Source organism: Streptomyces sp. NPDC051662, assembly GCF_040681655.1.
Taxonomy (GTDB): domain Bacteria; phylum Actinomycetota; class Actinomycetes; order Streptomycetales; family Streptomycetaceae; genus Streptomyces.
Genome location: NZ_JBFAZD010000002.1, coordinates 146,525 through 162,028, shown reverse-complemented (window position 1 = coordinate 162,028; position 15,504 = coordinate 146,525). Strand labels below are relative to the sequence as shown.

Annotated in this window: 11 protein-coding genes and 1 pseudogene; 6 read left to right on the top strand and 6 right to left on the bottom strand. The window is 69.1% G+C overall.

Annotated features, from left to right (window positions below; genetic code table 11):
- Positions 1 to 66: 66 nt before the first annotated feature.
- The 3 genes from fdhA to AB0M67_RS03410 form a co-directional block, all read right to left on the bottom strand.
- Complete coding sequence (gene fdhA, locus AB0M67_RS03420) at positions 67 to 1,296, bottom strand: formaldehyde dehydrogenase, glutathione-independent (RefSeq protein WP_365742130.1); 1,230 nt, start codon at positions 1,294 to 1,296, stop codon at positions 67 to 69.
- A 248-nt stretch (positions 1,297 to 1,544) separates the two neighbouring features.
- Positions 1,545 to 2,090 (bottom strand): methylated-DNA--[protein]-cysteine S-methyltransferase, encoded by a 546-nt coding sequence (locus AB0M67_RS03415; protein WP_365742128.1) that lies wholly within the window; start codon positions 2,088 to 2,090, stop codon positions 1,545 to 1,547.
- Between the two features lie 54 nt (positions 2,091 to 2,144).
- Positions 2,145 to 3,029, bottom strand: coding sequence for a glycerophosphodiester phosphodiesterase family protein (locus AB0M67_RS03410; RefSeq protein ID WP_365742126.1), 885 nt, complete (start codon positions 3,027 to 3,029; stop codon positions 2,145 to 2,147).
- A gap of 299 nt (positions 3,030 to 3,328) precedes the next feature.
- On the opposite strand from AB0M67_RS03410, the gene AB0M67_RS03405 reads away from it, so the two are divergent.
- From AB0M67_RS03405 to AB0M67_RS03385, 5 genes are all read left to right on the top strand, one after another.
- Complete coding sequence (locus AB0M67_RS03405) at positions 3,329 to 4,219, top strand: MHYT domain-containing protein (RefSeq protein WP_365742124.1); 891 nt, start codon at positions 3,329 to 3,331, stop codon at positions 4,217 to 4,219.
- Positions 4,220 to 4,300: 81 nt separating this feature from the next.
- Entirely contained in the window at positions 4,301 to 6,430 is a 2,130-nt protein-coding gene (gene uvrB, locus AB0M67_RS03400; protein WP_365742123.1) for an excinuclease ABC subunit UvrB, read from the top strand.
- Positions 6,431 to 6,615: 185 nt separating this feature from the next.
- Entirely contained in the window at positions 6,616 to 7,182 is a 567-nt protein-coding gene (locus AB0M67_RS03395; protein WP_165371922.1) for a TerD family protein, read from the top strand.
- 189 nt (positions 7,183 to 7,371) lie between these two features.
- Entirely contained in the window at positions 7,372 to 9,348 is a 1,977-nt protein-coding gene (locus tag AB0M67_RS03390) for a TerD family protein (protein WP_365742121.1), read from the top strand.
- Positions 9,349 to 9,582: 234 nt separating this feature from the next.
- Positions 9,583 to 10,593, top strand: coding sequence for a TerC family protein (locus AB0M67_RS03385; protein ID WP_365742119.1), 1,011 nt, complete (start codon positions 9,583 to 9,585; stop codon positions 10,591 to 10,593).
- 112 nt (positions 10,594 to 10,705) lie between these two features.
- Here AB0M67_RS03385 and AB0M67_RS03380 read toward each other — a convergent pair.
- The 3 genes and pseudogenes from AB0M67_RS03380 to AB0M67_RS03370 form a co-directional block, all read right to left on the bottom strand.
- A pseudogene (locus tag AB0M67_RS03380) lies at positions 10,706 to 10,855 on the bottom strand (LD-carboxypeptidase); the annotation flags it as partial.
- A gap of 24 nt (positions 10,856 to 10,879) precedes the next feature.
- On the bottom strand, positions 10,880 to 11,533 hold the full coding sequence (locus tag AB0M67_RS03375) for an MBL fold metallo-hydrolase (RefSeq protein ID WP_365742116.1): 654 nt from the start codon (positions 11,531 to 11,533) through the stop codon (positions 10,880 to 10,882).
- 10 nt (positions 11,534 to 11,543) lie between these two features.
- Positions 11,544 to 12,230 carry a maleylpyruvate isomerase family mycothiol-dependent enzyme gene (locus tag AB0M67_RS03370; RefSeq protein ID WP_365742115.1) on the bottom strand — a complete coding sequence of 229 codons (687 nt, stop codon included), beginning with the start codon at positions 12,228 to 12,230 and terminating at the stop codon, positions 11,544 to 11,546.
- Positions 12,231 to 12,460: 230 nt separating this feature from the next.
- On the opposite strand from AB0M67_RS03370, the gene uvrA reads away from it, so the two are divergent.
- Positions 12,461 to 15,451: an excinuclease ABC subunit UvrA gene (uvrA, locus tag AB0M67_RS03365; RefSeq protein WP_365742113.1), complete on the top strand. Its 2,991-nt coding sequence runs from the start codon at positions 12,461 to 12,463 to the stop codon at positions 15,449 to 15,451.
- Positions 15,452 to 15,504 lie beyond the last annotated feature (53 nt).

Genomic DNA, 15,504 nt, shown 5'->3' with positions numbered 1-15,504 from the left:
CACGCCCAAGGACGTACCCGTGGAGGGCGCGGTGCCCGACCGCGCCCTCCACCGCTCGGGAATCACTCAGGCGGCCACCACTCCGTTCAGCGCTCCATGCGGATTGAGCACGTACTTGCGGCTGGCGCCGTGGTCGAACTCCTCGTAGCCGCGCGGGGCGTCCTCCAGCGAGATCACCGTGGCGTTGACGGCCTTCGCGATATGGACCCGGTCGTGCAGGATCGCCATCGCCAGGCCCCGGTGATACTTCATCACCGGGCACTGTCCCGTGCTGAACGTGTGGCTCTTCGCCCAGCCCAGGCCCAGCCTGACCTTCAGCGTGCCGCTCTTGGCATCCTCGTCGATACCGCCCGGGTCGTCGGTGACGTACAGCCCCGGGATACCGAGCGCGCCGCCCGCTCTGACGACACCCATCAGGGAGTTGAGGACGGTCGCCGGAGCCTCCTTGGAGTCCTTGCCGTGCGCCCGTGCCTCGAAGCCGACCGCGTCGACCGCGGCGTCGACCTCGGGCTCGCCCAGGATCTGGGCTACCTGGTCCTCGACCGACCCCTTGGTGAGATCGACGGTCTCACAGCCGAAACTGCGGGCCTGCGCGAGCCGTTCGGCGTTCAGATCGCCGACGATGACGACCGCGGCGCCCAGCAACTGGGCCGAAGCCGCGGCGGCCAGACCGACAGGTCCCGCGCCCGCGACATACACCGTGGAACCGACGCCCGTGCCCGCCGTCACCGCGCCGTGGTAGCCGGTGGGGAAGATGTCCGACAGCATCGTCAGATCCAGCAGCTTCTCCAGCGCCGCGTCCCGGTCGGGGAAGCGGAGCAGGTTGAAGTCCGCGTACGGCACCATCACGTACTCCGCCTGTCCGCCGACCCAGCCACCCATGTCGACGTAGCCGTACGCCGCGCCGGGACGGGCGGGATTGACGTTGAGACAGATACCGGTCTGGCGCTCCTTGCAGTTGCGGCAGCGGCCGCAAGCGATGTTGAAGGGCACCGACACGACATCGCCGACGTCGATGAACTCGACGTCGGGGCCGCGCTCGATGACCTCACCGGTGATCTCGTGGCCGAGGACCAAGCCCTCGGGGGCCGTGGTCCGGCCGCGCACCATGTGCTGGTCGCTGCCGCATATGTTGGTCGCGAGTACCTTGAGGATGACCCCGTGGCGGCATTTCCGGCCTACGTTCGCGGGGGCCACACCCGGCCCGTCCTGAAGTTCGAGCGTCGGGTAGTCGGTGGTCCTCACATCCACCTCACCCGGCTTGATGTATGCGACTGCCTTGTTTCCTCCGCTCATCCTGACTCGCCGTCCCTTCGGCTCTCCTCGTCCAGCGGATGACTCGGCCTGTGTGTGCGATGGAGTCGGCTACCGCTCGGGCGGTCCGGTCGACGTGCCCGCCGGTACGGGACGCCCCGGGCCGACGTCCACTGCCCGCCGGGCAGTACGCGCGGTGGTTCTCCACACATAAGCCTAAGCCCGCCATGTAAAGCGGACAAGTGCCGGTAAATGCACCCAATCCGACCCGTCCGGGGCGGTGGCCGGGCTCAGAAGAGCGGTTCCGGGAGGACGCCCTCCAGGGCCAGCAGCCGCCGCTTCGTTTCGAGGCCGCCCCCGAAGCCGCCGATCCCGCCGTCGCTCTCCACCACGCGATGACACGGCACCACCACCGGCAACGGGTTGGCGCCCATCGCCGCGCCGACCGCCTGGGCGGCCCTCGGTTGGCCCACCCGCTCGGCCAGATCGCCGTAACCGACCACCGTGCCGTACGGGACACCCGTCGCCAGCTCGCGCAGCACCTGCCGGTTGAAGCCCGTGGCGAGCGACCAGTCCAGCGGCAGCCCGAACTCCCGCAGCTCGCCCGCGAAGTACGCGGACAGCCTGCGTATCGGTTCGGCCAGCAGCCCCGACGCCGACTCGGCGGGCTCGGTGCCCAGCCGGTCCCTCAGCTGTCCGAGCGCCTTCCGCCGCACCGGTCCGTCGACATGGAAGACGACGCTCACCAGCCCCTGGCCGGTGGCGGCCAGCAGCAGTGGCCCGATGCCGGTGGACACGACCGTCCACTCCACCGGCGACTGCCCGTAGTTGTTCATGCCGACCACGGTACGGGCCACCACTGACAACGGTCCTGCGACCGGCCTCCGGGCTCAGCCCACCGCGTCCCGCACCACGTCGGGGTTGTTGGTGATGATCCCGTCCACACCGAGATCCCGGACCCGCACGGCGGCCGCCGCGTCATTGACCGTCCAGGTGCTCACCGTGAGCGGCTTGCCCTTCGGGCCCTTCAGCCGGTGCACCGCGGCCACGTACTCGCCGGTGAGCGCGGCGTACGCGGGGTTGATCTGGTCCGTGAACGCGGCGTACGCGGGCAGCTCGGCCACCGCCGGCGCGCCGAGGAAGCCGGTGGTGAGGTCCGGGCGCAGCTGGTGCACCGTACGGACGCTGTCCGCGCTGAAGCTCTGGATGACCAGCTTGTTCCTGACGTGCGCGCGGTTCAGCCAGCCCTCCTGGCGCAGCACCCGCAGGATGTCCTTCTCGACGCCGGGGTACTGCTCGGGGGCCTTGATCTCCAGGAGCAGCTTCTGCCGGTTGCCCTCCACGGCGCCCAGGTACTGCTTCAGCGTGGGTACGCGCTCGCCCGCCCACCGCTCGCCGAACCAGCTGCCCGCGTCCAGCCGGGCGATCTCCGCCGCCGTGAAGTCCTTCACCTTCCAGGGCGCCCGGTCGGGGAAGACCTCTTCCACATCGGTGGTCCGCCGGAGATTGTCGTCGTGGATCACCACCAGCCGGCCGTCCTTGGTGCGCTGGACGTCGTTCTCCACCCAGTCGATGCCCAGGTCATCGGCCGCGTCGACGGCCGCGAGCGTGTTCTCCGGGGCATAGGCCGAGGCGCCGCGGTGCGCGATGACGACCGGGCTCCCGCTCCTGGACTCGGTGGCCGGGCCCGCGTTCGCGGTGGCGGCGCCGGGCAGAACCAGGGCCGTGACTCCCAGCAGTGCGGCGGCCGTTGTCACTGAGGTGCGTGCGTACACGTGTACTCCTCGCGTCGGGCGATGACAGGTCGTGCGATGACAGTCGGCCAGAGCGTCGCAGCCCGCGGCCAACAGGGAACAGGCGAAGGTTGGCCACAACGTGAAGTCACGCCGAGGACCGGAAGGGCGGGGTGAGATCATGAAGCCACACCGGCGAGGGGCCGCCCCGCACCACGGAGCCGCGCCGTTTCGTGTCGACAAATCGCCGGTGGCCTGTTTGCTAACCGGGCCGGCCGTCCTACCCTCGCCCGAGCCGGCGCTTTCGCACAGGGAGCACGAGGGGCGAGGGGCATATCGCTATGCAGGGCACGATCGACGGATTCAGCTACGGTCTCGTCACACCCGTGGCGGCCTTTCTCATGGCCTGTCTCGGCGCGGCTCTGGGGCTGCGCTGCACCGCGAGGTCCCTGCGTACCAGGCGCTCCTGGAAGCCGGGCGGGCTCGCGCTGGGATCGGCCGCGATCGGCTCCGGCGTCTGGACGATGCACTTCATCGCGATGATGGGGTTCGGCGTCTCGGAGGTGCCGATCGGCTACGACCGACTCACGACATTCGCCAGCCTCGTCGTGGGGATCGTCATGGTCGGGGTGGGGATCTTCATCGTCGGGTACCGCGGCACGACCCCGATGACCCTCGTCACCGGCGGCACCATCACCGGCCTCGGTTTCGCCACCATGCACTACCTCGGCATGGCGGGCATACGGCTGCACGGCCGCGTCGGATACGACATCGTCACCGTCGCGCTCTCCGTCATGATCGCCGTCATCATGACGACGGCGGCCCTCTGGGTGGTCGTCTCGCACCGCGGGTTTCTGGCCGGTCTGGCCGCCAGCGGGGTCATGGGCGTCGCGTCGACCGGGATGCACTACACCGCGATGGCCGCGGTCCACGTCCATCTGAGCGGCGCCGTCGGCGACTCGGGCGGCGCCCCGCCCGCCGAACTGCTGGCCCCGATGCTGGTCGGCCCGGCCTTCTTCCTGCTGCTGGCCGGTGTCGCGGTGCTGGTCGACCCGCTGCTGGTGACGGACCGCCGTGAACGGTCACGCTCCGCGGCGGCCGTGACCGGGCCGTGCGGGCGTCGCGGGGTGCCCGCACAGCGGATCCGGCCGCGGCCGGCCCTGCGCGAGCACGCCGACCGGGCGGCGGCCAGGTCCGCGCGCCGCGGCTCCCAGGACCTCCACGACTGGTGACGCGGGTGACCCGTCGGTCACTCCGGGTGATCCGGGGCCGCTCGCCGTCCCACTGTCAGTGCGGGGTCGTACGGTGGATCCATGCGGCCCGTTTCCAAGATCGAACGTACGGTGGCGCCTTTCGAGGTCGTCAGCTCCTACCAGCCCAGTGGCGACCAGCCCGCGGCCATCGCCGACCTGGAGCGGCGTGTCCGCGCGGGCGAGAAGGACGTCGTCCTGCTCGGCGCGACCGGCACGGGAAAGTCGGCGACGACCGCCTGGATGATCGAGAAGCTCCAGCGCCCCACGTTGGTGATGGCGCCGAACAAGACGCTGGCCGCCCAGCTGGCGAACGAATTCCGTGAGCTGCTGCCCAACAACGCCGTCGAGTACTTCGTCTCGTACTACGACTACTACCAGCCCGAGGCGTATGTCCCGCAGTCGGACACCTACATCGAGAAGGACTCCTCGATCAACGAGGAGGTCGAGCGGCTGCGCCACTCCGCGACGAACTCCCTCCTCACCCGGCGCGATGTGGTCGTCGTCGCCTCGGTCTCCTGCATCTACGGACTCGGTACGCCCCAGGAGTACGTGGACCGGATGGTGCCGCTGAAGGTCGGCCTGGAGCTGGACAGGGACCAGCTGCTGCGCCGCTTCGTCGACATCCAGTACACGCGCAACGACCTCGCGTTCGCCCGGGGCACCTTCCGGGTCAGGGGCGACACCATCGAGATCTTCCCGGTCTACGAGGAGCTGGCCGTCCGTATCGAGATGTTCGGCGACGAGATCGAGGCGCTGTCCACGCTGCACCCGCTCACCGGCGAGGTCATCAGCGACGACGACGAGCTGTACATCTTCCCGGCGAGCCACTACGTGGCCGGTCCCGAGCGCATGGAGAAGGCGGTCAACGGGATCGAACAGGAGCTGGAGACCCGGCTGGCCGAGCTGGACAAGCAGGGCAAGCTGCTGGAGTCCCAGCGGCTGCGGATGCGTACGACCTACGACATCGAGATGATGCGCCAGATCGGCTCCTGCTCGGGGATCGAGAACTACTCGATGCACTTCGACGACCGCGCGCCCGGCTCCGCGCCCAATACCCTCCTCGACTACTTCCCCGAGGACTTCCTGCTGGTCATCGACGAGTCGCATGTCACCGTGCCGCAGATCGGCGCGATGTACGAAGGCGACGCGTCCCGCAAGCGGACCCTGGTCGACCATGGTTTCCGGCTGCCGTCCGCGCTCGACAACCGCCCGCTGAAGTGGGAGGAGTTCCAGCAGCGGATCGGCCAGACCGTCTATCTCTCCGCCACTCCGGGCACCTACGAACTGTCCCGCTCCGACGGCTTCGTGGAGCAGATCATCCGTCCCACGGGTCTGATCGACCCCGAGGTCGTCGTCAAGCCCACGGAAGGGCAGATCGACGATCTGGTCCATGAGATCCGCGAGCGCGCCGAGAAGGACGAGCGCGTCCTGGTGACCACGCTCACCAAGAAGATGGCCGAGGACCTCACCGACTACTTCCTGGAGCTGGGCATCCAGGTGCGGTATCTGCACAGCGATGTCGACACCCTCCGCCGGGTCGAACTGCTGCGTGAGCTGCGCGCCGGTGAGTACGACGTCCTCGTCGGCATCAACCTGCTCCGTGAGGGCCTCGACCTCCCGGAGGTCTCCCTGGTGGCGATCCTCGACGCCGACAAGCAGGGCTTCCTGCGCTCGGGCACCTCCCTCATCCAGACCATCGGGCGAGCCGCGCGCAATGTGTCCGGCCAGGTCCATATGTACGCGGACAAGATCACCCCCGCGATGGCGCAGGCGATCGACGAGACGAACCGGCGCCGGGAGAAGCAGATCGCGTACAACACCGAGCGCGGTATCGACCCCCAGCCGCTCCGTAAGAAGATCAACGACATCGTCGCGACCATCGCGCGCGAGGAGGTCGACACCGAGGCCCTGCTCGGCACGGGCTACCGGCAGTCGAAGGACGGCAAGCCCGCCAAGGCCCCGGTCCCCTCGCTCGGGGCGAAGACCGCGAAGGGCGGCAAGGCGGGGACGACGGGCGCGGTGCTCACCGACCGGCCCGCCGCCGAACTGGCCGGGATCATCGAGGAGATGACCGACCGGATGCGGGCCGCCGCGGCAGAGCTTCAGTTCGAGGTCGCCGCGCGGCTGCGCGACGAAGTGAGCGAACTCAAGAAGGAACTGCGGCAGATGAGGGAAGTGGGACTTGCCTGACACACCGGGACACGTGGTGTGTTGCAAGACCGACACAAAAACGGTCCAAGCCTCCTGCGAGGTGCGCGGGACTGCGTAGGGTGCTCCGCAACCGCAAACGGACGGTTGCGGGGGAACCATTCGAGAGGGGACAGCGCGTGGTGGACGTATCCAAGGGCAGTGCGCCCGGAGGCCCTGGCGTCAATCTGACCAAGGGTCAGGCCATCAGCCTGGAGAAGAAGGGCGGCGGCACCCTGACGGCGGTGCGCATGGGGCTCGGCTGGCAGGCCGCCCCGCGCCGGGGCCTGTTCGGCTCCCGCACCCGCGAGATCGACCTGGACGCCTCGGCGGTGCTGTTCGCCGACAAGCAGCCGGTCGACGTGGTCTTCTTCCGCCATCTCGTCAGCGACGACGGCTCGGTACGGCACACCGGTGACAATCTGGTCGGCGGCGCCGGCCAGGGCGGCGACGACGAGGCGATCCTCGTCGACCTCCAACGGATCCCGGTCCATATCGACCAGATCGTCTTCACGGTGAACTCGTTCACCGGCCAGACGTTCCAGGAGGTCCAGAACGCCTTCTGCCGCATCGTCGACGAGACCAACGGCCAGGAGATGGCCCGCTACACGCTCGACGGCGGGGGCCAGTACACCGCGCAGATCATGGCGAAGGTCCACCGCGTGGGTTCCGGGTGGCAGATGACGGCCCTCGGCAACCCGGCCAACGGCCGTACGTTCCAGGACCTGATGCCGTCGATCCTGCCGCATCTGTAGGACGCGGCGGCGACGTCGTCCAGTACGCGCAGCTCCCGGAGGCCGGCGCAGGCCACCGGGGGCTGCGCCTCTGCGGGCACACAGGAATACCCCGCACCCGGGCATCCGCACCGGAACATCCGTACCGAGCCGTACCACCACACCTGAACACCGACGCGTAACCGATGAACCGATGAGGGGACAGAGGCGATGACGGCCGAGCTGGTCCGGGGGCAGAACCACCCCTTGCCCCACACCCGACTGGAGATCCGGGTGACGGCGGGCGCACCGGTCATGGCCTGCGCCACGCTCGCGGACGCCCAGGGCACCGTGGGCGGCACGGAGTGGATCGTCCACCCCGGTTCGCCCTCCCTCCCGGGCATCGAGGTGTCCCGCCAGGCCGCCGCGGCCCTGCGCTTCCATGTCGATCTGGACGCGCTGCCCCCGCGAGTGCAGCTGGTCCATGTACTGCTCGCCCTTCCCGAGGGCATCGGCGGCCCCGACCGCTTCGGCGCCACCGCGGCCCCCTTCGCGGCCGTCACCTCCACCGAGGGCGCCGAGGTCGCCAGCTTCACCCTCACCGGACTGGACTCCGAGACCGCCGTCGTCGCCCTGGAGCTCTACCGCCGCCAGGGTGCCTGGAAGGTCCGGGCCGTCGGCCAGGGGTACGCGGGCGGCCTCGCCGAGCTGTTCGGCGACCAGGGCCTGCCCCAGGCCCGTGCCTTCGCCGCCGATATCCAGGAGGCGGTGGCCCGCCATCTGGCCAGCGCCGTACAGACACCGCTGCCCGGCGCGACGGACGGCGGGCGGCACAGGTCCGAGGGGCTGCCCCTGGCCCCCGCCCCGGGGCCCGCCACGGCCCCGGGGACCACGCCCGGGACCGTACCGTCCGCCGGACCGCCGGTAGCGGGAGCGCCGGTAGCCGGACCGCCGTCGTCCGGAGGTCCGCAGTCCGGCGCGGGCGGGGCGGTCAACTACACGCATCCGGGCCGCCGTACGTCCACGCCGCCGACTCCGCCCCCGGCCGCGGTGCCCGCCCAGCCGGGCCGGCCGCCCCGCCCTGTCGCGGGCGACGCAACCGGCTGGACCATGGACGAGCGCCTCTACAACCAGGTCTGGGGCATGTTCGAGGATCTGGCCCGTACGACCGCCGCGTACCGCAGCGCCATGGACTTCGCCGAGTCCCGGCTCGATCAGGAGCTGGACCGTGTCCTCTCCGACCCCCGTCATCGCATCGGCGGAGCGGGGGACGCCGCCCGCGAGGCCGCCCGCGCCAAGCACGACCAGCTCGCGGGCCGGGCACGCGAGGTCCTCGACCGCGATCTGGCGCAGCTCGTCGCCGAGTCCGAGGTCGTCGAGCCCGCGCTGCCCCCCGCCTACGCCCGCTGGGACAACCCCGTCTGGCACGCCTACCGCGTTCCGATGGAGATCCCGATGGCCCTCCGCCTCGGCGATGTCCATCTGCCCGAGCGCCCCGATCTGCGAATACCGATGCTGGTGCGGCTGCCCCTGGAGCGCGGGCTCTGGGTCGACAGCGGCCGATCCGGCTCCGAGGCCGCGCTGATGATGGACGACGCCCAGCTGCGCGGGCTGGCCATGGACACCGCGGTCGCCCATGCCGCGCGCCTGCTGGCCGCCTACCCGCCCGGCGAGTTCACCGTCCATGTGATCGACCCGGCGGGCTCGGGGGCACGCTCCCTGGCCCCGCTGACCGCGTCAGGGGTGCTCGACCGGCCGCCCGCGGCGGGCGCCGGGGGAGTGGCGACCGTCCTCGCGACACTCACGCAGCGCGTGGACCTGGTGCAGATGGCGGTCCGCGGCGGGGCCGCCGAGTCCCTGCCGCCCGGTCTGGACACCGCCGAGCAGCTGCTGATCGTCAATGACTTCCCGCACGGCTTCGACGACCGCGCGGTCACCCAGCTCCGCTATCTCGCCGACGAGGGTCCGGCGGTCGGCGTGCATCTGCTGATGGTCGCGGACCGCGAGGACGCGAGCGGATACGGACCGGTGCTGGATCCGCTCTGGCGGACGCTGCTGCGGGTCACCCCCGTCCCGGACGACCATCTCGCTGATCCCTGGGTGGGCCATGCCTGGACCTATGAGCCGCCGGCGGTGCCGCCGGGCAGCCGGGTGCTCCTCCAGGTCCTCGAACAGGTGGCGTCCGCTCGCCGCTCCTGGCGCCGCTGACCGGGCCCGCCCTGCACACTTGGTGATCCTTTACTGATTTCTTTACCTTTTCTTGGTCCTTCCTGTACTCTTCTTTTCAGCGGAGGGGAGTATTCCCACATCGCGACGTGCCCGTCAATACGGATCGCCATCGATCCCGGGGCGTCGGCCCGGGGAGCGGTGGAAGCCGCCCGGGTGGAAGAGACCTCCGGCAGCGACGACGCTGATCAATAGCCGTACGAAGCCGGAGGCACAGTGGACGTTTCCTTGACCCTGTGGGTGCTGACCATTCTTGGTCTGTCCGCCCTGATCGCTGTCGACTTCTTCATCGGGCGCAAGCCCCATGACGTGTCGATGAAGGAAGCCGGTATCTGGACGATCGTCTGGATCGCCCTCGCCGCGCTGTTCGGCGTCGGCCTGATGGTGTTCGGGACGGGCCAGGCAGCTGGCGAGTTCTTCGCCGGATTCATCACCGAGAAGTCGCTCAGTGTCGACAATCTCTTCGTCTTCGTCCTGATCATGGCGAAGTTCTCGGTTCCCTCGCACCTCCAGCAGCGTGTGCTGCTCATCGGTGTGCTGATCGCCCTGGTGCTGCGCGCCATATTCATCGCGGCAGGCGCCGCGATCATCGCCAGCTTCTCGTGGGTCTTCTTCATCTTCGGCGCGTTCCTGATCTACACCGCCTGGAAGCTCATCCAGGAGGCGCGCTCCGACGACGAGGACGAGGAGTTCGAGGAGAACCGTCTCCTGAAGTCCATCGAGAAGCGCTTCGGCGTCGCCGACAGGTACCACGGCACCAAGCTCTTCATCCAGAGCAACGGCAAGCGGATCCTGACCCCGCTGATGGTGGTCATGCTGGCCATCGGCACCACCGACGTGCTGTTCGCGCTGGACTCCATCCCCGCGATCTTCGGTCTGACCCAGGACCCGTACATCGTCTTCACCGCCAACGCCTTCGCCCTGATGGGTCTGCGGCAGCTCTACTTCCTCATCGGGGGGCTGCTGAAGAAGCTGGTGCACCTCAGCTACGGTCTGTCGGTCATCCTGGGCTTCATCGGTGTGAAGCTGGTGCTCCACGCGCTGCACGAGACCGGGGTGCATGTCCCCGAGATCTCCATTCCGGTCTCGCTGGCGGTCATCTGTGGTGTCCTGATCATCACCACGATCACCAGCCTGATCGCCTCGAAGAAGCAGGCGGAGCGCGACGCGGCCACCGCCGCCGAGACGGAGAGCGGCAAGGACAGCAAGGACAGCATCGAGGCCTGATCCGCGCGGAGAAGGAGGGGGCGAGCGGCAGCACTGCCGCTCGCCCCCTTCCGCGTTTCCGTAAGGCTCGGTATCTGAGCTCGGTATCTGAGCTCGGTTGAGGTACCTGACCTCAGTACGTGACGCTGATACGCCGCGCGGGCCCGTCCACCCGCACCGTGCCGCCGTACGGGATGACCAGCTGAGGGTCGGTATGGCCGAAGTCCACATCGAAGACGGCCATGGTGTCCGGGGCGTACACGGCCAGCGCGGTCTCCAGCAGCAGCCCCATGGCGTCAGCGGCTGGTCACCAGCCGCGCGCCCGCCAGGCCGCGAGGTGCGGGCGCTCGGCGCCGAGCGTGGAGTCGTTGCCATGGCCGGGGTAGATCCACGCCTCGTCGGGCAGGGTCGCGAAGATCTTGGTCTCGATCCCGTCCATCAGGCTCGTGAAGTCCGCGGGGGTCCCGGTCTTCCCGGGGCCGCCCGGGAACAGACAGTCGCCGGTGAACAGATGCGCGTGGTCGTGCGGGTCGTCGTAGACCAGCACGATCGAGCCCGGGGTGTGGCCCACCAGATGCAGGGCGGTGAGTTCGATCTCGCCGACACGGATCGTGTCCCCGTCCTCGACCGGGACATCGGTGGGCACCGGGATGGCCTCGGCGTCGTACCGCCCCGCGTACGTCCGCGCGCCCGTGGCCGCCACGACCTCGGCCAGAGCCTGCCAGTGGTCGCCATGGCGATGCGTGGTGACGACGGACGCGATGCCGTCGTCGCCGATCAGCGTCAGCAACGTACCGGCGTCATTGGCCGCGTCGATCAGCAGCTGCTCACCGGTGGCCCGGCAGCGCAGCAGATAGGCGTTGTTGTCCATCGGCCCGACGGCGACCTTGGAGATCATCAGGGCGGGCAGTTCATGCACGTCCGCCGGTCCGCCGACCTTCACCGCTCCGCTGTACGTCATACGGATCAGCCTATAGCGGGGGCAGTACGGGGAGGGGGCCGTCCGGGGACTTCAGTGCGGTCCCGTCCCCGCGGCCCGCGAGCCAGCCCATCAGGTCCGGGGCCGGTCCGCTCACGGCGAGCGGGGTGCCCTCCGTACCCCCCGTGCGCCAGGTCCGCCCGTCGGTCGCGGTCAGGGCCAGCGGTGGCACCGCGGCGTTCCCGGAGAAGCGCTCCACGAGGAAGGCGGTCTCGCGCTCGACGAACTCCTCGGACAGATCTTCCAGCTCGCGGCCGATGCCGAGATCGATATGGTGCAGCTCGATCTCGATGAGCCGACGGAACGGAACGCGGGCCGCCACATCCGTGACGCCGTTGCGCATCGTGACCACGCGCGTCCAGTCCGCCGGGGCGGCGGCGGAATGCTGGAAGCCCTCGGCGGTGTTACGTACATCGGCGAGCTGGACATCCAGCGGCCGGGCCGCGTCCCGCTCGATGTCCGCGTCGCGCGTTTCGGCGTCGCGGTACATGGGCCGGCCTTCGAGCACATTGACCAGTGCGTCCGCGTTCCTGGCGAGATGTGCCAGCACATGTCCACGGCTCCAGCCCGGGAGCCGTGACGGTGCGGCGAGGGCCGCGTTGTCCAGTTCGGCGGCTGCGCTGAGGAGCCGATCCGTCGCTTCACGTACAGCCGCCAGGTCACGCTCGTGATCGATCATGCCGCCGACCATAGCGCTGCCACTCGATCGGGTGAAGACGGTGAAGGGCCGCCGTAAATCGAATGCACGTGCTATAGGCTCAGTGGAGGCATCCTGGCATATAGGCAATCCCGCCCGGCGCTCCGAAGCCCGGCAATCGACCACTGGCACATCCATCGTTCTGGCGACCCCCATGAGTGTGGGAAGGGGGCTCCGCCCCTCAGGTTCTCTTCAGAAAGGTGCGGACCGGCGTGGCCGACCGTCTCATCGTCCGTGGCGCGCGCGAGCACAATCTCAAGAACGTGTCGCTCGACCTCCCCCGTGACTCCCTCATCGTCTTCACCGGGCTTTCCGGGTCGGGCAAGTCCTCTCTCGCGTTCGACACGATCTTCGCCGAGGGACAGCGCCGGTACGTGGAATCCCTCTCCTCGTACGCCCGGCAGTTCCTCGGTCAGATGGACAAGCCGGACGTCGACTTCATCGAGGGGCTCTCCCCGGCAGTCTCCATCGACCAGAAGTCGACCTCGCGCAACCCGCGCTCGACGGTCGGCACGATCACCGAGGTCTACGACTACCTCCGGCTGCTCTTCGCCAGGATCGGCAAGCCGCACTGCCCCGAGTGCGGCCGGCCGATCTCCCGGCAGTCGCCGCAGGCCATCGTGGACCGGGTGCTCGAACTGCCCGAGGGCAGCAGGTTCCAGGTGCTCTCGCCGCTCATCCGTGAGCGCAAGGGCGAGTTCGTCGATCTCTTCTCCGACCTCCAGACCAAGGGCTACAGCCGGGCCAGGGTCGACGGGCAGACGATCCAGCTCAGCGAGCCGCCCAAGCTCAAGAAGCAGGAGAAGCACACCATCGAGGTGGTGGTCGACCGCCTCACGGTGAAGGACAGCGCCAAGCGCCGGCTGACCGACTCGGTCGAGACCGCGCTCGGTCTCTCCGGCGGCATGGTCGTGCTCGACTTCGTCGACCTCCCCGAGGACGACCCCGAGCGCGAGCGGATGTACTCCGAGCATCTGTACTGCCCGTACGACGATCTCTCCTTCGAGGAGCTGGAGCCCCGCTCCTTCTCCTTCAACTCGCCCTTCGGCGCCTGCCCCGACTGCACCGGTATCGGTACGCGCATGGAGGTCGACCCGGAGCTGATCGTCCCCGACGAGGACAAGTCTCTCGACGAGGGCGCGATCCACCCCTGGTCCCACGGCCATACGAAGGAGTACTTCGGACGGCAGATCGGCGGCCTCGCCAAGGCCCTCGGGTTCCGTACGGACATCCCGTGGGCCGGGCTGCCGCAGCGCGCCAGGAAGGCGCTGCTGTACGGCCACAAGACCCAGGTCGAGGTCCGGTACCGCAACCGGTACGGCCGTGAGCGCGCCTACACCAGCCCCGCCTTCGAGGGAGCGGTCTCCTTCGTCAAGCGGCGGCACACGGAAGCGGAGAGCGACACCAGCAGGGAGCGCTTCGAGGGCTATATGCGCGAGGTGCCCTGCCCGACCTGTGAGGGCACCCGGCTCAAGCCGATCGTCCTCGCGGTCACGGTCATGGGGAAGTCCATCGCCGAGGTCGCCGCGCTGTCGATCAGCGACTGCGCCGACTACCTGGGCGAGCTGCGGCTGAACGACCGGGACAAGAAGATCGCCGAGCGGGTGCTCAAGGAGGTCAACGAACGGCTGAAGTTCCTGGTCGACGTCGGCCTGGACTACCTCTCGCTGAACCGCGCGGCCGGGACGCTCTCCGGCGGCGAGGCCCAGCGGATCCGGCTCGCGACCCAGATCGGCTCCGGGCTGGTCGGTGTGCTGTACGTACTGGACGAGCCGTCGATCGGTCTGCACCAGCGGGACAACCACCGGCTGATCGAGACCCTGGTCCGGCTGCGCGACATGGGCAACACCCTGATCGTCGTGGAGCACGACGAGGACACCATCAAGGTGGCCGACTGGGTGGTCGACATCGGCCCCGGCGCCGGTGAGCACGGCGGCGAGGTCGTGCACTCGGGACCGTTGAAGGGGCTGCTGGCCAACAAGGACTCGATGACCGGCCAGTACCTCTCAGGGAAGAGGGCCATCCCGACCCCGGGCATCCGCCGCCCGATCGACCCGGGCAGGCAGCTGACCGTGCACGGCGCCCGGGAGAACAATCTGCGGGACATCGACGTGTCGTTCCCGCTGGGTGTGTTCACGGCCATCACCGGCGTCTCGGGCTCCGGCAAGTCGACGCTGGTCAACGACATCCTGTACACGCATCTGGCGCGCGAGCTGAACGGCGCGAAGTCGGTGCCCGGCCGGCACACCCGGGTCGACGGCGACGATCTGGTCGACAAGGTCGTCCATGTCGACCAGTCGCCCATCGGCCGTACGCCCCGGTCCAACCCGGCCACGTACACCGGCGTCTTCGACCATGTCCGCAAGCTCTTCGCCGAGACGATGGAGGCCAAGGTCCGCGGCTACCTCCCCGGGCGCTTCTCCTTCAATGTCAAGGGCGGTCGCTGCGAGAACTGCTCGGGTGACGGCACGATCAAGATCGAGATGAACTTCCTGCCGGACGTCTATGTCCCGTGCGAGGTCTGCCATGGAGCCCGCTACAACCGGGAGACCCTGGAGGTCCACTACAAGGGCAAGTCCATCGCCGAGGTGCTGGACATGCCGATCGAGGAGGCCCTGGACTTCTTCGAGGCCGTCCCGACGATCTCGCGGCATCTCAGGACGCTCAACGAGGTCGGCCTCGGGTATGTCCGGCTGGGCCAGTCCGCGCCGACCCTCTCGGGCGGTGAGGCGCAGCGCGTGAAGCTGTCGAGCGAGCTGCAGAAGCGCTCCACCGGCCGTACGGTCTACGTCCTGGACGAGCCGACGACCGGTCTGCACTTCGAGGACATCAGCAAGCTGATCACGGTGCTCTCCGGACTGGTCGAGAAGGGCAATACGGTGATCGTGATCGAGCACAACCTGGACGTCATCAAGACGGCGGACTGGGTGATCGACATGGGACCGGAGGGCGGCAACGGCGGCGGTCTGGTGATCGCGGAGGGCACCCCGGAGCAGGTGGCCGGAGTCCCGGCCAGCCACACCGGAAAGTTCCTGCGCGACATCCTGGACGCCGAGAGCATCAGCGACGCGGCGCCGATGAAGAAGGCCACGACGCGGAAGAGTGCCGCCAAGAAGACGGCCGCGAAGAAGGTGCCGGCCGAGGCGGCGCCGGCCAAGGCGGTGGCGGCGAAGAAGACCGCCGCGCGCTCGCGCCGCGGCTGACCCTCTCACCCGGCGTGCCGCCCGCACCGGCTCCGCCCCGCGCAGCGGCTGTC